30 protein-coding genes are annotated in these 15,917 nt (G+C 60.8%); 14 read left to right on the plus strand and 16 right to left on the minus strand.

The window, feature by feature from the left end:
* Window positions 1-222: 222 nt before the first annotated feature.
* Window positions 223-387, plus strand: a complete 165-nt coding sequence (locus tag IVB46_RS30215) for a hypothetical protein (RefSeq protein ID WP_014495457.1) — start codon at window positions 223-225, stop codon at window positions 385-387.
* A 69-nt stretch (window positions 388-456) separates the two neighbouring features.
* Here the strand turns inward: IVB46_RS30215 and IVB46_RS30220 are convergent, their stop codons facing one another.
* Window positions 457-741: a hypothetical protein gene (locus tag IVB46_RS30220; protein ID WP_247310548.1), complete on the minus strand. Its 285-nt coding sequence runs from the start codon at window positions 739-741 to the stop codon at window positions 457-459.
* A 261-nt stretch (window positions 742-1,002) separates the two neighbouring features.
* Here IVB46_RS30220 and IVB46_RS30225 point away from each other — a divergent pair, with 261 nt between their 5' ends.
* Entirely contained in the window at window positions 1,003-1,269 is a 267-nt protein-coding gene (locus IVB46_RS30225; RefSeq protein WP_175627352.1) for a hypothetical protein, read from the plus strand.
* Between the two features lie 78 nt (window positions 1,270-1,347).
* Entirely contained in the window at window positions 1,348-1,473 is a 126-nt protein-coding gene (locus IVB46_RS44935; RefSeq protein ID WP_085965803.1) for a hypothetical protein, read from the plus strand.
* Here IVB46_RS44935 and IVB46_RS30230 read toward each other — a convergent pair.
* From IVB46_RS30230 to IVB46_RS30235, 3 genes are all read right to left on the minus strand, one after another.
* Window positions 1,470-1,667 (minus strand): hypothetical protein, encoded by a 198-nt coding sequence (locus tag IVB46_RS30230; RefSeq protein WP_039148983.1) that lies wholly within the window; start codon window positions 1,665-1,667, stop codon window positions 1,470-1,472. The two genes, IVB46_RS44935 and IVB46_RS30230, sit on opposite strands and share 4 nt — an antisense overlap.
* A gap of 354 nt (window positions 1,668-2,021) precedes the next feature.
* Window positions 2,022-2,150, minus strand: coding sequence for a hypothetical protein (locus IVB46_RS44940; RefSeq protein ID WP_256468663.1), 129 nt, complete (start codon window positions 2,148-2,150; stop codon window positions 2,022-2,024).
* Window positions 2,151-2,439: 289 nt separating this feature from the next.
* On the minus strand, window positions 2,440-2,577 hold the full coding sequence (locus IVB46_RS30235; RefSeq protein WP_177243661.1) for a hypothetical protein: 138 nt from the start codon (window positions 2,575-2,577) through the stop codon (window positions 2,440-2,442).
* Window positions 2,578-2,921: 344 nt separating this feature from the next.
* Between IVB46_RS30235 and IVB46_RS30240 the strand changes: the two genes are divergently transcribed.
* Entirely contained in the window at window positions 2,922-3,149 is a 228-nt protein-coding gene (locus IVB46_RS30240) for a hypothetical protein (RefSeq protein ID WP_063983455.1), read from the plus strand.
* Between the two features lie 297 nt (window positions 3,150-3,446).
* Here the strand turns inward: IVB46_RS30240 and IVB46_RS30245 are convergent, their stop codons facing one another.
* On the minus strand, window positions 3,447-3,623 hold the full coding sequence (locus tag IVB46_RS30245; RefSeq protein ID WP_247310553.1) for a DUF2934 domain-containing protein: 177 nt from the start codon (window positions 3,621-3,623) through the stop codon (window positions 3,447-3,449).
* A gap of 128 nt (window positions 3,624-3,751) precedes the next feature.
* Window positions 3,752-4,048, minus strand: coding sequence for an HU family DNA-binding protein (locus tag IVB46_RS30250; protein WP_071914190.1), 297 nt, complete (start codon window positions 4,046-4,048; stop codon window positions 3,752-3,754).
* Between the two features lie 351 nt (window positions 4,049-4,399).
* On the opposite strand from IVB46_RS30250, the gene IVB46_RS30255 reads away from it, so the two are divergent.
* The 3 genes from IVB46_RS30255 to IVB46_RS30265 all read left to right on the plus strand — a co-directional run bounded on the left by IVB46_RS30255 (window position 4,400) and on the right by IVB46_RS30265 (window position 5,629).
* Window positions 4,400-4,894, plus strand: a complete 495-nt coding sequence (locus IVB46_RS30255; RefSeq protein WP_247310557.1) for a hypothetical protein — start codon at window positions 4,400-4,402, stop codon at window positions 4,892-4,894.
* Window positions 4,895-5,057: 163 nt separating this feature from the next.
* Window positions 5,058-5,360 carry a hypothetical protein gene (locus tag IVB46_RS30260; protein ID WP_028161315.1) on the plus strand — a complete coding sequence of 101 codons (303 nt, stop codon included), beginning with the start codon at window positions 5,058-5,060 and terminating at the stop codon, window positions 5,358-5,360.
* Between the two features lie 92 nt (window positions 5,361-5,452).
* Window positions 5,453-5,629: a hypothetical protein gene (locus tag IVB46_RS30265; protein ID WP_014495468.1), complete on the plus strand. Its 177-nt coding sequence runs from the start codon at window positions 5,453-5,455 to the stop codon at window positions 5,627-5,629.
* A gap of 466 nt (window positions 5,630-6,095) precedes the next feature.
* Here IVB46_RS30265 and IVB46_RS30270 read toward each other — a convergent pair whose 3' ends face one another.
* Window positions 6,096-6,374, minus strand: a complete 279-nt coding sequence (locus IVB46_RS30270; protein ID WP_247310559.1) for a hypothetical protein — start codon at window positions 6,372-6,374, stop codon at window positions 6,096-6,098.
* Window positions 6,374-6,574 carry a hypothetical protein gene (locus IVB46_RS30275; protein WP_247310569.1) on the minus strand — a complete coding sequence of 67 codons (201 nt, stop codon included), beginning with the start codon at window positions 6,572-6,574 and terminating at the stop codon, window positions 6,374-6,376. The genes IVB46_RS30270 and IVB46_RS30275 overlap by 1 nt, the downstream gene beginning before the upstream one ends.
* A gap of 173 nt (window positions 6,575-6,747) precedes the next feature.
* Between IVB46_RS30275 and IVB46_RS30280 the strand changes: the two genes are divergently transcribed.
* A complete protein-coding gene (locus IVB46_RS30280) occupies window positions 6,748-6,933 on the plus strand; it encodes a hypothetical protein (protein WP_028151001.1) in 186 nt (61 codons plus the stop codon).
* A gap of 131 nt (window positions 6,934-7,064) precedes the next feature.
* On the opposite strand, the gene IVB46_RS30285 is transcribed toward IVB46_RS30280, so the two are convergent.
* A complete protein-coding gene (locus IVB46_RS30285; RefSeq protein WP_247310580.1) occupies window positions 7,065-7,736 on the minus strand; it encodes a transposase in 672 nt (223 codons plus the stop codon).
* A 159-nt stretch (window positions 7,737-7,895) separates the two neighbouring features.
* Window positions 7,896-8,663 (minus strand): hypothetical protein, encoded by a 768-nt coding sequence (locus IVB46_RS30290; protein ID WP_247310582.1) that lies wholly within the window; start codon window positions 8,661-8,663, stop codon window positions 7,896-7,898.
* 86 nt (window positions 8,664-8,749) lie between these two features.
* Between IVB46_RS30290 and IVB46_RS30295 the strand changes: the two genes are divergently transcribed.
* The 4 genes from IVB46_RS30295 (at window position 8,750) to IVB46_RS30310 (ending at window position 10,550) form a co-directional block, all read left to right on the plus strand.
* Complete coding sequence (locus tag IVB46_RS30295) at window positions 8,750-8,887, plus strand: hypothetical protein (protein ID WP_247310586.1); 138 nt, start codon at window positions 8,750-8,752, stop codon at window positions 8,885-8,887.
* Window positions 8,888-9,250: 363 nt separating this feature from the next.
* Window positions 9,251-9,520 carry a hypothetical protein gene (locus IVB46_RS30300; protein WP_247310594.1) on the plus strand — a complete coding sequence of 90 codons (270 nt, stop codon included), beginning with the start codon at window positions 9,251-9,253 and terminating at the stop codon, window positions 9,518-9,520.
* Between the two features lie 22 nt (window positions 9,521-9,542).
* The gene (locus IVB46_RS30305) at window positions 9,543-9,728 is read left to right on the plus strand and encodes a hypothetical protein (RefSeq protein WP_247310598.1); all 186 of its coding nucleotides are present in this window, start codon (window positions 9,543-9,545) and stop codon (window positions 9,726-9,728) included.
* 3 nt (window positions 9,729-9,731) lie between these two features.
* On the plus strand, window positions 9,732-10,550 hold the full coding sequence (locus tag IVB46_RS30310; RefSeq protein WP_247344098.1) for a TIR domain-containing protein: 819 nt from the start codon (window positions 9,732-9,734) through the stop codon (window positions 10,548-10,550).
* 779 nt (window positions 10,551-11,329) lie between these two features.
* On the opposite strand, the gene IVB46_RS30315 is transcribed toward IVB46_RS30310, so the two are convergent.
* The 3 genes from IVB46_RS30315 to IVB46_RS30325 form a co-directional block, all read right to left on the minus strand.
* Window positions 11,330-11,941, minus strand: coding sequence for a hypothetical protein (locus IVB46_RS30315; RefSeq protein WP_247344102.1), 612 nt, complete (start codon window positions 11,939-11,941; stop codon window positions 11,330-11,332).
* Window positions 11,942-12,193: 252 nt separating this feature from the next.
* Window positions 12,194-12,916 (minus strand): hypothetical protein, encoded by a 723-nt coding sequence (locus IVB46_RS30320; protein WP_247344105.1) that lies wholly within the window; start codon window positions 12,914-12,916, stop codon window positions 12,194-12,196.
* Window positions 12,913-13,119 carry a hypothetical protein gene (locus IVB46_RS30325; RefSeq protein WP_247310611.1) on the minus strand — a complete coding sequence of 69 codons (207 nt, stop codon included), beginning with the start codon at window positions 13,117-13,119 and terminating at the stop codon, window positions 12,913-12,915. The genes IVB46_RS30320 and IVB46_RS30325 overlap by 4 nt, the downstream gene beginning before the upstream one ends.
* A gap of 302 nt (window positions 13,120-13,421) precedes the next feature.
* Here IVB46_RS30325 and IVB46_RS30330 point away from each other — a divergent pair, with 302 nt between their 5' ends.
* Together IVB46_RS30330 and IVB46_RS30335 are read left to right on the plus strand one after the other, a co-directional pair.
* The gene (locus tag IVB46_RS30330) at window positions 13,422-13,874 is read left to right on the plus strand and encodes a VOC family protein (RefSeq protein ID WP_014495478.1); all 453 of its coding nucleotides are present in this window, start codon (window positions 13,422-13,424) and stop codon (window positions 13,872-13,874) included.
* 341 nt (window positions 13,875-14,215) lie between these two features.
* Window positions 14,216-14,854: a glutathione S-transferase gene (locus tag IVB46_RS30335; protein WP_247310614.1), complete on the plus strand. Its 639-nt coding sequence runs from the start codon at window positions 14,216-14,218 to the stop codon at window positions 14,852-14,854.
* A 132-nt stretch (window positions 14,855-14,986) separates the two neighbouring features.
* Here the strand turns inward: IVB46_RS30335 and IVB46_RS30340 are convergent, their stop codons facing one another.
* The 3 genes from IVB46_RS30340 to IVB46_RS30350 are packed head-to-tail and all read right to left on the minus strand — an operon-like array spanning window position 14,987 to window position 15,716.
* Window positions 14,987-15,154, minus strand: coding sequence for a hypothetical protein (locus tag IVB46_RS30340; RefSeq protein ID WP_014495480.1), 168 nt, complete (start codon window positions 15,152-15,154; stop codon window positions 14,987-14,989).
* Window positions 15,155-15,159: 5 nt separating this feature from the next.
* Window positions 15,160-15,405, minus strand: a complete 246-nt coding sequence (locus IVB46_RS30345; RefSeq protein WP_247310617.1) for a hypothetical protein — start codon at window positions 15,403-15,405, stop codon at window positions 15,160-15,162.
* 56 nt (window positions 15,406-15,461) lie between these two features.
* On the minus strand, window positions 15,462-15,716 hold the full coding sequence (locus tag IVB46_RS30350) for a PilZ domain-containing protein (RefSeq protein ID WP_063983468.1): 255 nt from the start codon (window positions 15,714-15,716) through the stop codon (window positions 15,462-15,464).
* Window positions 15,717-15,917: the final 201 nt, after the last annotated feature.

Below are 15,917 nucleotides of genomic sequence, written 5' to 3' on the forward strand. Positions count from 1 at the left end.
GCTGTTATCCACTGCCGTGTGAGAATCGCGCAAGCGCGGTCGGCAATTTTTTCCGACCTTCGCTTATCACAATCCTGCAATGCCTCCTCCCCATTGACGCCCCAATCAGAAGCGCCAATGCATGTGTTAACGCGACTCAACGTGATTGCGGCGGCAGTGCGTGAGTTCGGCCGTGCACACATATTGGAGTGCACAGATACTGACGTGTAGAGGGGATTTGACATGACCGAAGACGAACAACGCAAAATCCGCGAACGCGAAGAGATCGCCGCCCGTGTCGCCGCCTTCCGTGCCACCCAGGAAAAATTCCAGCGCGAGCGCGAAGAGTATTTCGTGTCGACGCTCGACAATGCGCGCAAGGTGGAGCGGCCCTCGCTCTGGCCATAAAGGCACCTCCGATCGCCACGCATGAAAAAAGCCCGGAGCATCGCTCCGGGCTTTTCACTTGGTCATCCGTTACCAGTGGCGGTAGTAGTGGCGCCGGGGGTAGTACGGCCCATCGCCGTAATAGGCATACGGGCCGGGGCTGTAATAGGCGGGCCCGCCATAATAGCCGTAGCCCGGACCATAGCCGTACGGATGGGACGCAGCGATCGCGCCTGCTGTGATCGCGCCGGCGGCGAGGCCGAATGCGAGGCCCGGGCCAATGCCGCGACCGCGCGCCTCTGCAGGCACAGGCGCCGCTACCGCGGTCACGCCGACGGCCGCAACGGTGGCCAGAACTGCCAATGTCTTCTTCATGACTCTCCTCCTTCGCGTCTCGCGGGGACAACGTCGCCGGCCCGCGATGGTTGCGCGCGAGGAGTGGAACCCGGGCAGCAGAAAAATATCGGCACGAGCGGAACGAAAGCCGGTTCGGGCGAATTGCATCTGCGAGTGCGGAAGCCTCCGCTATCCGGTTGAGGCGACAGCACGATGCCCCGTCAGCATCTCCGCGATGCTGGCGGGGTTTTTGGTTTCACGGAAAGAAGTTTCACGGACAGAAAAGGGCAGCAGACATCAATGGCTGCCAACGGGACGGATGCCGAGGAGGACACATTGCCGCTATCCGCTTTGCTGGGGCGCATCCGCAGGCTCGTTCCCAAATCCCGCGACCAGCATTACGACGAGATCGTCCGCAACTTCGGTGTCGGCGCGCTGCGCCCGCCGCCGACGCCGATGAGCGACGGCGAGCTGGCACGGGCCATCGCCGAGTTCCTCAAGGAGCAGCCGTCGAGCGCGTCCGTTGCGACCCTCGGCCGGCGGCTGGACCCCTCCTCTCCGCTGTAAGCGGGCTTGTTTCTGGCGAGCACGGAACAAATGTTTCCCGCGCACGTTGAACCCTCTTCACGCAAGAAGGGACCCGACATGCCCGCGTGGCTTGAAGTTCTGCTCAACCTGTCCGGCTATGCCGGCTTCGTCGCGCTTGCGCGCCGCGGCACCGCGTGCCCGGGCCATTCCGCCGACGACCGCACCTATGGTGACGAGCGCTAATTGGTGTGGGGCGCCTGGCCTGCCGTGCGCACCAGCCGGTCGGCCTTGACCGCGACGCGCGTGTCCTCGAGCTGCGGCCGCAGCGAGAAGCTGATCACCACGAAGGCGAGGCAGAACAGCGAGCCGACGACGGCGACGCGCCGGTAGGTGTGCCGGTCGCCCTGAAAGAAGGATGGTTCTGAAAAAGGTGTCATGCAAACTTGCTTCTGGGCAAAGTCGTTTCTTGTCCTTGCCAAGACACCTATCCCAAGCAGCGGCAAGCGCAACGCGATTGGGGTTTTAACCTAACCGAATAGGGTTATCGGCTTTCCCGCAAATTTTCGTTAGGAGTTTGCGCAAGCCTCGAGATCCCGGCGCGCCGCTTCAGACAACGTCCGCACCAAAACTCGTAAACACTCCGGCGGAGCCGCGATACGGCTTTGTTCCAGCTTCGCCCGCATTTCGTTCTCGAAGAACGAATCGGAATCGAAGAAATCGGCGCGGAGCAACTCTTAACAAGTGGTGCGGATCGTCGCGAAAGCGAACGCACGATCGCAGCGAAGGACCGATCACTCCGTATCGTCGGGCTTCAGTGGCGGCGGCACCTGCGGCACCGAGGGCCTGCCTTTGCGCAGTCGCGGATGCCTATCGTACCAGAACACTTTGACGATCTCGGCGAGAAACCAGCACGCATCCATGTCGCTCTCCCTCGCCTCATTCCGTAACGAGGACACGAGGGCGGGACCGTGCGAAGCATCACGCTCACGCGCGGCGAGAAGGACTGTCCCGCATCGACACAGAAGGCACGCCTTGTTCTGCATCCGACTCCATTTCGTTCGCAAAGAACGAATCGGAGTCGAGCAAATCAGCGCGGCGCGACTCCTAACGATCGATGAAGGCGCGCGCCGTCACGGCTTCATCGGCAAGATTTTCAACGGCAGATGAGATCGCGCTGACTGGGTCGCCGTCGTGGCCCGCCGGCGCGCCTCACGCCGCTCGCTTGGCGTTGCCCTTCTCGGAAAAACATTCGAGGATCTGAATGCGGAGCTCTTCTGCGGCCGGCCCCTCGACCTTCCTCAGCTGATTCCAGAGCCTGATCACTTCGCGCTGTTTCTCGACGGTCATGAGTCACCTCCAACGTGATGACCAACTAGAACAAAAGGAGAACAAAAAGTCCAGCCCCTCGCGCGCGATTTCCCACACACATCGCCTCAAGCCTTGCTCGCGCTGCGCGGCCCCCTGAAAGCTGGGGATTTCCGCGCCCGGCTACTGGCGGCCGCCACCTGACGAACATGCTCCGCGCCACGGCGGGTTGCTTTTTGGATTTTCAACCTTAAGTTCGAGGCGCTGGCGGCCAGGCGCTGAAATCCCAACGCCGCCGGCCAAGAGAGCCCCGTGCGCAAGCGCGGGGTTTTTCTTTTGGGAACGCGCCGCCGCCCTCGCCGTTAGCCATTCCGGAGCGAGGGACCGTGACCAGGAAATTTTACGCCGTCGAAGTGGTTCGTCAGATCGAGGAGACCGTGGAGATCATGGTCGAGGCCCCCGACGAGACCACGGCGCACGATGCGGCGCTTGCGCACCTCAAGGCGCGCGGCTCCGAATATCAGTGGCTCAATCCCAAATGCGAATTCATCGTCTGGCGCGAGCGCCAGATCGATCCGCCGGCGATCATCGATGTGTCGGTGTCGACGGAGTAGCGGCCGGAACGAATGTCCCCGCCCCGCGTTATCAGGTCGAATTCAGTGGTGCTGGCGGCTGTGCGACGCGGCCGTCCAGCTTTGAGAAGCCCCGGTCCCCAACGCCGGGGTTTTTCTTTGCGCCGCGCGCTCGAACAACAAGGCAGCAAACAACAAAGCAGCCACACGGGCGTTACACCGGGTGGCTGCTTTGACGACTGTCAGCTTCGCGCAAGATTCCGTCGCCGTCATCTTAACCGCCGAACGCCGGACAACGTTCCGGCGTACGGCAAATTTTCGTGCGGCCTTTGTTGACCGTCAGACCGGCAGATTGTCGTTCAGCCCTGGCGGGACTTCGCCTTGCGCGGCCCGCTCGGCGAGGAGCATCCTTTCGGCCTCATACCAGAAAGTGTCCATCCTCCCTGCGGGCTCGCCGGCTTGCCGCCAGAGATGATAGGCGCGGTCCCGGATCTGTTCCTCGCTCAGACTGGCCATGTGACGTCTCCCTTTGGGAAGCAAAGCCTGACGACGCCCGAGAGTTCCTTATCCGCGTCCGGCACACCAGCCGGCGATCGTTGCGGCGCTCCGCGACAGGGAGCCGCCGCGACGACGTCGCGGGTCGCTTAGACCGAGTCCTTGGCCACCTTCAGCGGCGAGGCCTTCACCGACTTGCTCGCCGGCTTGGCTGCGAACTGCATCGGCTCCTTGGTGAAGGGATTGACGCCCATGCGGGCTTCGGTCGCCGGCTTGTTCACGACCGACATCTTGGCGAAGCCGGGAATGACGAACTCGCCGGACTCGTTGAGCTCCTTGTAGCCGACCGTCGCCATGTACTCGATGACCGACTTCACGTCGTTCTTCGACAGCTGCGTGCCCTCGGCAATTGCATCAATCAATTGAGTTTTCGTCATCTTCGCCATGTCTGAATTCCTTTTGTGCGGGTGAGCAGAGCCTGCTCAGGACGCGGCTGAACCACGCAAGTGTGATGCCGATTCACGCCGGAGGTCATGAAGTCACGGGGCTTAGAACCCATTGAGGCCCAAAACACAAGCATGGCTTCGGCTGGGGTTCCAGCCTGTCCCGCGAAAGTGTCGCAGCATGCTGCGGCGTTGGCTTTGAACCATTCTGCCGCTGGCGCGTCTAACTAATTGAAGTCCCCAAGCTTCACCCCCATCAGAGAGCCCCGCTTCCCCCAGGCGGGGCTTTCGCTTTTGGAGGCCTGGCGGAGCGCGCCGGCTGTTATATGGTCGGATGTTTCTCGTGAGGGGCTGATGAAGATTGCCATTGTTATCGCCGGCCTGATCGTCGTTGCGGTCGCTGCCCTGGTCGCCATCCAGCCGGAGTTTTTGAAGCCTGCGTCTCTGGCACAGGTCAAGAAATCCGACATCTTCGGCTTTTCGCCCGGGATGACATTCGAGGAGACCAACAAGCTCGTCACGCAACGTCACTACCGCTGCCGACAGGGTCGCGGTTCGTACATCCTCGAATGCGAAATCAACGGCGCCAAAGTCACGGTCTATAATGACGACGTCGACGCCAGCCACCCCATCCGGCGCGTCAATGCCGCGTTGAACAATCCGGGGCCGCAGGACGCGGCCGTCAAGTCGATCTCCGACCAGTTCAACGCCCAGCCGACCAGGGACGCCCGCGAGGGGTGGACGTGGACCGTCGGCCGTGGGCTCAAGCTGAGCTACGACGGCAGCGCCTTGAAGCTCGTGGACGAGGCCGGGGATAACAGGCTTCGCAACGACGAAGCCAAGCGCTAGGCGCGCTGCGCCGAAATGAGCGGACCGTCACCGCACCGCGGTTATCCCCAGCCAACGCGTCACCTCATCGTGAAACCTGCGGCCCGGCACGCCTTGTTGAGACTTCGGTAACCTAACCCATCCACTCTCCCCGCCAGTATCGTTGCGTTGGAGTAAACCCACAGTGCTGAATTTTGACGAGCTGCGTGAACTCGCGGCTGATGTTCGCGTGTTTGTTGACATCGCCGAGGACAAGGCTGAAGCGCTCAAGGCCGTCATCGCGGCCTACGACGTGGTGCTGGCGATCTTCCCCTCGCAGGAAGGCATGGGCCTCCACGTCATCAAGGGCAAAGAGATCCTGGACAGAATCGCAAACTCACGGACCCATGCGGTCTACAGCCACACGGCGATTGCGGTTCCCGACCTCGAGCATGCGCAGATGCTCAAATATCTGACGGCACCTGTCGAACGGCGGATCGCTGCGTAGCGGCTCACGGCAAGCGCATCCTCACGATGACCGGCGCATAGGAACGGTCGGCTCTGCCGCACATTGATCCATCTCCAGATGAGGAGATTGCAATGAGCGTTGAAGGTAAAGCCAAGGAAGCCGCCGGCTACGTCAAGGAAGAGCTGTACGAGCACGGCAAATCGCCCGAGAGCCAGAAGAAGGCTCAGGAGGGTCGCGACCTCAGGAACGAAGGCCGCGTCGAAGACGGCAAGCCGCCTAAGACGACGAAGCCCGGCACCGGTCACTAGACCGACTTTTCGAAACCCGCCCCTGGCCATGTCAGGGGCGGCTTTTCATGTGTGCTCGTGCCCCGGACGCAGCGCTCCAGGCGATGCGAAGCATGGTCCAACAGCGACGAACACGCTGCGGCTACGTCCCATCTCGCATGTCCCTGGTCGCGAAGTGACATCCGAACGCCACCAGGACCAGGGCAAACGTCGAGCCGAGCAGAATTCGCAGGCTCGATCCCGTCTCCTGGCTCACATACCGGACATCGTGCCGGTGCGCGTAGCGTTCAGGATGCGCGGCATCAGGCTCTTGAGGCGAGCTCGTCAAAAGCACAAGCCACGCGACGGTCCCGCAAATCGCCGCAACCCGCGCAATCTTTCCGAGCCTTTGAAGCCAGCGCTTCATGCCGCCCTCATCATGGCGTGGATCTCCGCTGCGCCTTTGTCCGGATCAGCCTTCATGAGCTCCAGGAGGTCGCCGCGCGTCTCAAGTATTCGGACCGGCCAGCAGCCGGAGGGCGCTGATAACGCTGAGAACGGCAAAAGCACCGAGAGCGTAGGTGAGTGCATTCACGAGCCAGGAAATGGCAATCCCTGCGAAGCTGGAGCCTCCGACCGCTCCCCAGAACAAATACGCTGCGCTTATGCCGGGCCACTCCAGCGAAAGAAAAGCGAAGTCGGTCAGCGGCTCGATGGCGAGGAGCACCGACGAGATGAGCGCCCCGATGGCCAATGCGATGATGAGGTTTGCCTTCACGGAGAGCATCAAAACCCCAGCAGCCCGGCGAAAACAGGAATGAGGAAATAGGCGGCGAGCCCGAGAAGGCCGCCCACGACGAGGCGTGCAGCGCGGCCGTGAATCTTCGTATCGAGCCACGCACAAACCGCCACCGCAACCTGCCTCAGCCAGTTACCAACGAGGCTTCTGACGAGATCAAACAGGAGTTCTGCAAAGAAAGCGGACATGGCGTTTAGTCGCCCTAACTCTGGCGGGGTTCAACTGCCGAGGGTTTGACCATTGCGGGCGCCGGTTCGATAGGTTGCTGGCAAGGTCACTGCTCGACACTCATAAACAGCCATCATCGCCGAGCCAGCCGCAAGCGGGTTCACTTTTGAGAGAATTCCCTGCATAGTGCGGCATGGCCAAAGCAAAAGTGACCTTCAAAACCGTCCGCCTCTCAGACAGCGACTGGAAGATACTGGCGGACTACCCCGACCACGAACAGCGCGAAATCACCGGATTCGCCAGCAAGGCAGATGCCGACGACTGGATCAACGGCGATCGCAAGATCGCCTGGCTCCGTTCCCAGGGTTACGCCAAGTGAACTAGCCAAGTGAGCTAGCCAAGGGACGTAGCTGTCGCGCGCGCATCGCAATCCTCCTTTTTGATGTTGCAGCCGCGTCGTGTCATGTCCTCGCGCGTAATTACGGTGACAGTGCACTTAATTAGCTGACCTCATTCATCATCTGCCGTAGATGGCTTCGGCCCGCGCTTCGCCGGCTTGAGAACGCGTCCGGTCAGGCGCTCGATGCGAGCCAGAAAGCGGTCGTCGCCAAGCGGGCGGCCGATGCTTTCGGCGGAACGCAGCGCGCCGAATAGATTCAGCTCCGGCTCAGTTGCCAGCAAATCGGCAAAATCCGGGAAGCGATCGCGGATCGGCGCCAGCGCGGTCAGGCCGTCATCCCGCCAGCGCAGATGGGCACGCGTGCTCGCCCACCGCCAATCCTGCGCGCGCGGCACCAACCGCGCCCGCACGGGGTTGAGCGACACGTAACGCAGCGCCGCCGCAAGATGGCGCTCGTCCATGGCGACGGCGCCGAACCTACCTTGCCAGAAATGACCCGTGCGCTTGCGTCGCGCCTGGATGGTGCCGGCATAGCTTCGATGCACACGGGCCAGTGCGCGGCGCAGCCCGTCGAGATCGGACGGCACCAGGATGAGATGCACGTGGTTTGGCATCAGGCACCAGGCCCACACCTCAACTCCGGCGTCGCCGCAATTTGCGGCGAGCAGGTCACGATAGAGCGCGTAATCGCCATCGTCGAAGAACGTGCGCGACCGGCCATTGCCGCGCTGGGTGACATGGTGCGGATGACCGGGAATAACGACACGGGCAAGACGGGCCATGCCGCATCTTGATCGCGAAATCGGATGGCGTCAATTTAGTGCACTGTCACCGTAATTTCCAAATCTTCGCGGCCTGGTCCGCATACTCAGGTTTGTAGTCGGATGGTCGACCGGTCTTGGACACATATTATTATGCACACAGAGGGAAATGCCGAGCAATCATTTGCCCAACAGCGATTTGGCAAGCGCTCCAATTAGCCCTGCAAGCGCACTGAGACCCAAAACCACTCCCTTAGGATGCTCTACAACTCTCTGAAGAACGAACCTGCTTGAACCGAAACCGACGATGGAAATAATCCATCCGAGAAAGAGGGCGATATTTATGTACCACAAATATAGAAGAATTGACGCCGTCGGCATGAACGCCCCGAGGAGCGCTGCTTGGATTGGCGGAGTTCGCGCCAAGAACCTACTGGAGTCGGGACCAACAAGCATGATTCCTGACGATGCAGGAAACATAGCGATACTAAAGAGGATCGGCACAACCGACACCGTTGAGCGCAGGAAGTATTGCAATGGTTTGTCGCCGTTCGTAATCCAACTCAAGAGGAACGGATTTACAATCCATATTGCAACTGGCGCAGCAATTACGGTGCCGACCCACAGTGCAGCGAAAAATCGCCATTCACTCCCGCCCGCAAACCATGACAGGAGAGTTGAAATGCTCGTTCCCACTAGGATGAACCCGTGGATCCAGGCAGACACCTGCACCTGCCCGTCGCGATCCTTGAACTTATCTAGAAAGTTTACCGAGCGGTTGTCATCCAGCCACACCCACGCCGATAGGGCCTTGTCATTTAGTCTTTTTCTTTGCGCGTCCGTCAGCAGAAAATCGATCAAGGTGAGGACAGCCACCATGAAACCGCTTCCGATCATGACGTTGCCGAAAATGTCCGCCATCGCGCGCCTCATCAGATAATTCAGCATTTTACACTGTCGTGACAGCCGATTGCAATCGCGTCATTATACGCGCATGCCGCGAGGCGAGGATAAATCAACGAGAAGAAACGACAATGGTACTCTTTATCGCCGTCGCCGCGCTCATCGTGGGCGTTGCGAACATGGGCTTTCACCAAGGGCAAGCCAACCCGGATGCGAAGAGCTTCTTCAGCTCTGGCGCCCACATCCAGGACGGCTCCAGCATCGACTAAGCTGGTAAACAACAAAGGCCCCGCTCAGGGGCCTTTTCAATGGTGCAGATGTTTCGATTGGGCGGCGGCAAGGACAAACGGCCAAACAGACTCCTAACGCCCTCTCCTCGGCTCCGTTGTTCGACACGGTGGCCTGGTCTCAACCTATGCCGGGGTTATGCCCATTCGGCTGTTTCCCGACTTCGGACTTTCCTGTGCGATGTGCTCGCGTGGCAGGAAAACTGATTATGGTCACAGCGGGCGTGCTGCGGGCAAGCCGTATGTGGATAAGCTATCTCTTTCACTTGCTGCGCTGTAGACGCCCTATAATTCTCCTGAGGTTGCAATACCCATCTGATTCGCATCACATTCCGGGGTTTTACCGTGGCACAAACTGGAGACGAGCAAGCCGAATGGCTCGCCGTGATTGGCAAGTCGCTTGCGTACCTGTGTCTCAAGCAGGCTGAAAAGGATGACCCTGACAAGATGGCTGGCATCCTGGCGAAGGTGAAGTTCTTGAAGGGCTTGGGCCTTTCTCAAGATGCCGCCGCTGAAGCCGTGGGGAGTTCTGCCAAATCCGTATCCGTTATGGCCGGACGGAAAGCTAAAAATGGGAGGAAGGGGCGTGGCACCAAGAAAAAGGCGCGACGTTGAGGCTCCTCCGCCTGCAGACCCCTTGCAGAAGATTGCCAGCCTCTTAGCCATCATGGTCACGAAAGAGATGGAGACCGAGCAAGCGGCAAAACTGCTGGAGCGCATTCGCTTTACCGACCCTGAAATAAACAGCGTGTTGGGAATAAGCGATAGTTACCTTCGGGTGATGCGGTTCAAGTCTCGGAAAGCCAAGAAGGCACGTAAATAATCCATGGCACGCATTGACCAAGCGCTCTTCCAAAAGATCATGGACAAGCTCGGCATCAAGAGGGCACGAGCTTATCAGCTCATCTACAAGATAGCGGATGAGCACGGTGTGGATAACCACATCGCCTCGCTCCTCGTCGCTAGGGATGCCGGGCTGGGTTACAGGCGACACGCTTCGCCGGAAGATTTGCGCGAGATGCGATTTCCATCCGGATCGCACCGAGAGAGGGCTACACCCGCAGCACCGGCAGCGCCGCCAAGTGCGGCCAGGGCGGCTAAACCGGCTAAAGTGAAAGCCACTCGGGACAACTCGATCTTCATAGTTCACGGCCGAGATAAAAAGCTCACCGATGACATGTACGCCTTTCTCATGGCTGTGGGGCTCAACCCCATAGAATGGGAGCATGCCATCGACCGAGCGCGCGGCGGCGCCAATCCCATTGTCGGCGACGTTATCAACAACGCCATGAAAAAAGCTCAGGGCGTGATGGTCCTCCTATCACCCGACGAAGAAGCAAAACTAAAGCCCGGCTTCGTGGGGGCGCGGGATAAGCGAAATCACCTTCACACGCTTGAGGGGCAACCGAGACCTAACGTCATCTTCGAGGCTGGCCTTGCGCTTGGCGCGCATTCGGACAAGACCATCCTCGTTCAGGTCGGTGATATCCGCGAGATAAGCGATATCGCAGGGAAGCACATGGTCCACTTCGACGGCTCGCCATCTAGCCGCAAAAACCTCGTCCGGCGGCTACAGACTAAGCTTAAGTTCAAGGTCGATACCGTTGGTGACGTGTGGCTAACCGTGGGTAATTTCAAACGCTAGGGTCAAAGTAGACCGCCCGCGCTAGCAATCTGTTCCTGAGCCGTGAGGCTGCGCGTCGGGAGAAGTGTACTCTGATGGGTCACCGAAGGAATTACGGTGACAGTGCATCAAATTCATTCGCCAGCGCCACCCTGTTGGCTTGCGGCTTCGGTCCGCTCTTGGCTGGTTTAAGGAGCCGCCCGGTCAGCCGCTCTATGCGGGGATGAAGCGGTCGTCCCCGAGCGGCCGGCCGATACACTCCGCAGCGCGCAGAGGGACAAACAGGTCGGCCTACGGCGCGCTGTCGAGCAGGTCGGAGAACTCGGGAGGCGCTCCCTGATCGGCGCGAGCGCGGTCACCCCGTCGTCCTTGCCGCGCAGATGCACGCGCGTGCTCGCCCTACGCCAATCCTGAGCCCGCTGCACCAATCGGGCACGCACCGGGTTAAGCGAAACGTAGCGCAACGCCGCTGCAAGATGCTTTTCGTCCATGGCGACCGCGCCGAACCGCCCCTGCTAGAAGTGGCCCGTCCGCTTGCGTCGCGCCTGGACCGCACCCGCGTGGGACCGGTGCACGCGCGCAAGTGCGCGACGCAGCCCGTCCGCGGCGGAAGGAACCAGGATGAGATGAACGTGGTTCGGCATCAGGCACCAAGCCCACACACCTCGATCCCGGACGCCGGGCAGTTCGCCGCGAGCAGGGCCGCGCATAGCCGCCGTCGTCAAGAACGCGCCCGGCCGTTGCCACGCTGAGAACGGCAATGGGATCGAAATATAAAGGGCGCCGAATTGCCCCTATAGTCACTTATCTTTTGGCGGCGGCGCTTCGATGCTTATCGTATAAGTCTGCTTGACGTCGTAGTCGAAACCGGGACCAACATTGATATACCAAATGATGAACTTGCCATTGGCGCTCAAGATGCCGTGAGCTGTGACCGTGGAGCTGCACTTTGCTTTGCCAGTCCGCAAGTTGTCGCGAGCGTCGACGAGACAATTATAGACTTCGACCGGCACGGTCCCCCGACACCACTGCCCCACGTTGGCCGTGTTGACATTCAGGCTGTCACTGGAGGTCTTCGTGCGGTTGGTGATCTGTTCGAGTGATAGCGTTACACCCGGCCCTGAAAGTATCTGGGCGATCTTGATTCCCAATTCCGCACTAAAGCTAACCTTGGAAGATACATCGATGGACTGCGTGAAGGCGTATTGGGCCTGTAAGGCAGGCGCCATCGGCACGCTATTCTTCGTGGCGTATCTGCCAAACTGTCCAATCTCACACTGTATCGATCGATAGACATCATGAATGCCGAAGTTTCCAAGTTTTGTCGCACGTTCTAGAGGATTGTCCCAAAAAGCAGCAGCCGGGTTGATAGCGGAAAGCACAGCGACCATCGCTGTCAAAAGCAGTTTCATTACTCCCCCAAACCTGTATTCCCAAAGGCTCTATTCTGCACGGCCGATAAGGGGGCGCAAGTCGAGGTTGCTTATCGACAGATCGACATCCCCAACCTTAACTTAGGCCTCCCTCGTCATTTTTTGTAGCGCCGTTGCGGTGACAGTGCACTAAATTGATTCCCGATCGCCACCCATACTGACTCTGGGGCTTCGGCCGACGGCTTGGTGCTAACGCCAATTGAGTGCACTGTCACCGTAACTCCAGCCACTTCAATTCGTCGTGGTCTTGCCCCCGCGCATGGACACGAGCTTGTCCTCACCAAATCCGAGAATGAGCCAAGCGGTCTCATCGAAACCGTCTGCGAGCTTTCCCTCGTGAGAATACACGATCTGAGCAGCTTCCGACTTCGACGGCGGTCCCAACGCCGTGATTACCTCCTGACGCGACATACCTAAATGCAGCTTGCTGTCGAGGACGACGGGCGAGAATTTTTCCGGGATGATGGCGCAATCGGCCGAGGCCCCGGCGTCTTGCTCGGTGAGCTCTTCAACGATCTCCGTGACGAGATGGTCCGGGCCGCCCATCTCTCCGCTGGACACCACCCATAATCGATGCTGCGCGCGCCGATAACACAGCCAATAGATGCTATCTCCAGCGTCGCCTTGGTGTCGGATGGTCCCTTCGCCCACGGCTTCGCGAACCGCGCCGAGCCGCGTCTCTTCGAAGCGGCCGGCGAACGCGCCTAGCGAAAAGCGGGTCGCCAATCTCTTCACGACCGTCGGCGGCACGCGCTCGAACGCATGTTCGTCGACTGGGGGCGGCGGTGTCTGCGCGGAGCAGTCGTCCGCGGGGATCGCGAAAAGGAGAAGGAGCAAGAAGAGCGTCTTTCGACCATCAACTCCGAATTGCCTATATATTTCTCGCCTCAGCAGGTCGCGCCTAGGCGTCGAGAGTGCGGGCATCAGTTTCTGGGTATCGGACACGTCGGTCACCCCAGCTTCCCTTCATTGATCTTGTGCGCAACCTCGCCAACAGAGCTGCCAACGATGACGGCGGTCACGATTGGCGAAAGACCCGCCACCATGACGATAGCGCCCCAACGCATGTCTTCGCCGGGCCGTCTGTAGCCATCGTTGATGCCGCCGAGGATCAACCAGATCAGGCAGCCAATTGCATATCGCTTGAACCATTTCACGGCGAAATACCTTCCAGATATGGGCATTAGTGACCGTGACAATGAGGATGGTTCATCGGCAGGACCGGGCTTGCTCATTGACGAGAAGCGCTGAATTCCGCTGACAGCGCATTGAACTCATCTGCGTGTCCCGGCTGACGCTACGGCTTGTCCGTCCATGCTGAGTTGGCTGACCGCACCCACCGTCTCTTCCTCACGCACATGTGCCTGCGCCCCCTGCCCCTCGTCCCACTTTCCTGCTATCTCCTGTCCCCGCCGTTCCGGCCCAAACCAAAACACCTCCGTTCAAGGGAGCAACAACCATGCGATACCTTCACACCATGCTGCGCGTGCGCAATCTCGATGTCGCGCTGAAGTTTTACCAGGATGCGCTGGGACTGAAGGAGGTGCGGCGGATCGAGAACGACAAGGGGCGCTTCACGCTCGTCTTCCTGTGCTCGGCGGACGATCTCGAGGCGCTGAAGAAGCAGCCGCAAACGCGCGGCGCGCCGCTGGTCGAGCTCACTTACAATTGGGACGAGGAGAAGTATGGCGAGGATCGCTTCTTCGGCCATCTCGCCTATGAGGTTGACGACATCTACGCAACCTGCGCGCAGCTGATGAAGGCCGGCGTCACCATCAACCGGCCGCCGCGCGACGGCAACATGGCCTTCGTCCGCTCGCCGGATCTGCACTCGATCGAGCTGCTGCAGAAGGGCGAGCCGAAGGCGCCGGCCGAGCCCTGGTCGTCGATGCCGAATACCGGCCACTGGTAGGGCCGCGACGCAGGAACCAGCCCTCGCTACCCGTGTTGTCCCTCCGACATAACGATTGGAGGAGGACGCAATGGGACGAGGACTGTTGCTGTGGATGCTTGGTGTGCCGATCCCGGTGATCATTCTGTTGTGGCTGTTCTTCGGCCACTGATCATCGGGCTCGATTTGCCGGGTTCGATTTGCCAGGCTCAACTTGCTAGGTTCAACTTGCCAAGTTTGGCTTGCAATGAAAGCTCCGCCGACGGCGGAGCTTTTTGCATGAGGGGCGCGCCGCAATCGCCGTCGCTCCCGCCAGGGAATTCCGCTATCACGCGCGCCAAAGCGAAATGCGGGAGGACTTCATGCCGGACACCAAGCGGACGATCTGGGGCCGCGCCAACTCGGTCAACGTGCAGAAGGTGCTGTGGTGCCTCGCCGAGCTCGACCTGCCCTATGAGCGCATCGACGCCGGCATGAGTTTCGGCAGGACCCGCGAGCCCGACTATCTCGCGATGAACCCCAACGCGCGGATCCCGACGCTGGTCGAGGGCGACTTCGTGCTGTGGGAATCGAACTCCATCATGCGCTATCTCTGCCTCGCGCATGGCCGCGGCACGCCGCTCTATCCCGAGGCCGCGAAGCTACGCACCAGCGTCGACCGCTGGCTCGACTGGACGCTGTCGATGGTGCAGCCGGTCGACCGCCCGGTGTTCTGGGGCATCGTGCGCACGGCCCCCGCCGAGCGCGACATGATCCAGGTGCAGCGGGATGCCGATGCCGCCGCCGAGGTCTGGGCCATCGCCGACCGCCTGCTCTCGTCGCGCCGCTTTATGGACGGCGACCAGTTCACGCTGGCCGACATCGCGATCGGCGCCTATGCGCGGCGCTGGCTCGGCGTCGAGGGCATCACCCGCCCGGCGCAACCGCATTTGACCCGCTGGCTCGCCGAGCTCGGCAAGCGGCCCGGTTTTGCCCAGTTTGTCGCACCGCCGATGTCGTGAGCCGGCGGCGCGGCCCAAGCTGCGCTGAGCGCGCGATGAATCGTCGTCACGGCGCACGCACCAAGCGTCGCGCCGGGACTTGACGGCTACTGTGCATGGGGTTGTTTTCGCAGTTTTTGTTCTGGCCGGTGCCTAGCGCCAGCCGCGCTCGACCAGCAGCACGCAGATGATCAGCACCAGCGTCACGGCGGCGGTGGCGAGCTTGGCCGTCCAGCTCAGGCCGCGGCCGACCCACAACAGCAGCGCGCAATACATCACGAAGGGGACGATGATGTCGGGCCGCATGAGATCCGGCGGCATCGGCTTCAGCGCCTGACCGTGGTCTCGACGCTGACCGAGCCGCCGATCTTCACGCAAGTGCCCGTGCTCTCGACCATGACGAAGCGCGGGCCATAGGAGGCGCAGGAGCCGGTCTTCACTGTGCCACCCGTCCCCTTCAGCGGCAGAGCCTTGCCGGCCTGCGGCCGCTCGGCAGGCGGAAGGCGCAGGGCCTCGGCCGCGGCCGCGGAGGTGGCCAGCAACGGGATGAGGATGAGGAACGGCGCGCGCATGCAGCCGTTCTAGCCCGGACCGGCGCCACGCGCCATCCGGGTCGCTTCGCGCGGGATCAGATGAACTTGACGCCGGCCGATTTGCCGCGGCGCCAGATCACCTGGCAGCTCCGCCCGGTGCGGGCATCACGCGCGAACGCCATCCGGATCACGCCCGGAAGCTGGCTCGCGTCCTCGTCCAGCGTAATCTTCGCGCCCGTATCAGAGATGTCCTGGACCAGGCAATGCCGCGCCGCGAATCCGCCGTCGAGCGTGATCCAGGCGTGCCGCGACAGCGATTTGCGGGCTGCGCGCTTCTTGGGCTGGGGCATGGACAAATTTCTCCGGTTCCAGCGCTAGCTCAGGTGCCCCTAAGAAACCGTTGAAATTGCCCCCGAATGTAGCGGGGGTGGAGGCTATCCACCGGTGCCAAAAGACCGTTCCCGAACGGCTTGCCCACGGCGCCAAAGGCCACTATACGTTCGCCCGCTGCAGCCGCCGGGCTCGACTCGGGTGGCCGGCGGCCATGCCGT

The sequence above is a fragment of the Bradyrhizobium sp. 61 genome, assembly GCF_023073075.1.
Classification (GTDB): Bacteria; Pseudomonadota; Alphaproteobacteria; order Rhizobiales; family Xanthobacteraceae; genus Bradyrhizobium; species Bradyrhizobium barranii.

Coding starts and splice junctions, on each gene's coding strand:
- IVB46_RS30215 (WP_014495457.1), top strand. CDS start 223: ATGACCGAAGACGAACAACGCAAAATCCGCGAACGCGAAGAGATCGCC.
- IVB46_RS30220 (WP_247310548.1), bottom strand. CDS start 741: ATGAAGAAGACATTGGCAGTTCTGGCCACCGTTGCGGCCGTCGGCGTG.
- IVB46_RS30225 (WP_175627352.1), top strand. CDS start 1,003: ATGGCTGCCAACGGGACGGATGCCGAGGAGGACACATTGCCGCTATCC.
- IVB46_RS44935 (WP_085965803.1), top strand. CDS start 1,348: ATGCCCGCGTGGCTTGAAGTTCTGCTCAACCTGTCCGGCTATGCCGGC.
- IVB46_RS30230 (WP_039148983.1), bottom strand. CDS start 1,667: ATGACACCTTTTTCAGAACCATCCTTCTTTCAGGGCGACCGGCACACC.
- IVB46_RS44940 (WP_256468663.1), bottom strand. CDS start 2,150: ATGGATGCGTGCTGGTTTCTCGCCGAGATCGTCAAAGTGTTCTGGTAC.
- IVB46_RS30235 (WP_177243661.1), bottom strand. CDS start 2,577: ATGACCGTCGAGAAACAGCGCGAAGTGATCAGGCTCTGGAATCAGCTG.
- IVB46_RS30245 (WP_247310553.1), bottom strand. CDS start 3,623: ATGGCCAGTCTGAGCGAGGAACAGATCCGGGACCGCGCCTATCATCTC.
- IVB46_RS30250 (WP_071914190.1), bottom strand. CDS start 4,048: ATGGCGAAGATGACGAAAACTCAATTGATTGATGCAATTGCCGAGGGC.
- IVB46_RS30255 (WP_247310557.1), top strand. CDS start 4,400: ATGAAGATTGCCATTGTTATCGCCGGCCTGATCGTCGTTGCGGTCGCT.
- IVB46_RS30265 (WP_014495468.1), top strand. CDS start 5,453: ATGAGCGTTGAAGGTAAAGCCAAGGAAGCCGCCGGCTACGTCAAGGAA.
- IVB46_RS30270 (WP_247310559.1), bottom strand. CDS start 6,374: ATGCTCTCCGTGAAGGCAAACCTCATCATCGCATTGGCCATCGGGGCG.
- IVB46_RS30275 (WP_247310569.1), bottom strand. CDS start 6,574: ATGTCCGCTTTCTTTGCAGAACTCCTGTTTGATCTCGTCAGAAGCCTC.
- IVB46_RS30280 (WP_028151001.1), top strand. CDS start 6,748: ATGGCCAAAGCAAAAGTGACCTTCAAAACCGTCCGCCTCTCAGACAGC.
- IVB46_RS30285 (WP_247310580.1), bottom strand. CDS start 7,736: ATGGCCCGTCTTGCCCGTGTCGTTATTCCCGGTCATCCGCACCATGTC.
- IVB46_RS30290 (WP_247310582.1), bottom strand. CDS start 8,663: ATGCTGAATTATCTGATGAGGCGCGCGATGGCGGACATTTTCGGCAAC.
- IVB46_RS30295 (WP_247310586.1), top strand. CDS start 8,750: ATGGTACTCTTTATCGCCGTCGCCGCGCTCATCGTGGGCGTTGCGAAC.
- IVB46_RS30310 (WP_247344098.1), top strand. CDS start 9,732: ATGGCACGCATTGACCAAGCGCTCTTCCAAAAGATCATGGACAAGCTC.
- IVB46_RS30315 (WP_247344102.1), bottom strand. CDS start 11,941: ATGAAACTGCTTTTGACAGCGATGGTCGCTGTGCTTTCCGCTATCAAC.
- IVB46_RS30330 (WP_014495478.1), top strand. CDS start 13,422: ATGCGATACCTTCACACCATGCTGCGCGTGCGCAATCTCGATGTCGCG.
- IVB46_RS30335 (WP_247310614.1), top strand. CDS start 14,216: ATGCCGGACACCAAGCGGACGATCTGGGGCCGCGCCAACTCGGTCAAC.
- IVB46_RS30340 (WP_014495480.1), bottom strand. CDS start 15,154: ATGCCGCCGGATCTCATGCGGCCCGACATCATCGTCCCCTTCGTGATG.
- IVB46_RS30345 (WP_247310617.1), bottom strand. CDS start 15,405: ATGCGCGCGCCGTTCCTCATCCTCATCCCGTTGCTGGCCACCTCCGCG.
- IVB46_RS30350 (WP_063983468.1), bottom strand. CDS start 15,716: ATGCCCCAGCCCAAGAAGCGCGCAGCCCGCAAATCGCTGTCGCGGCAC.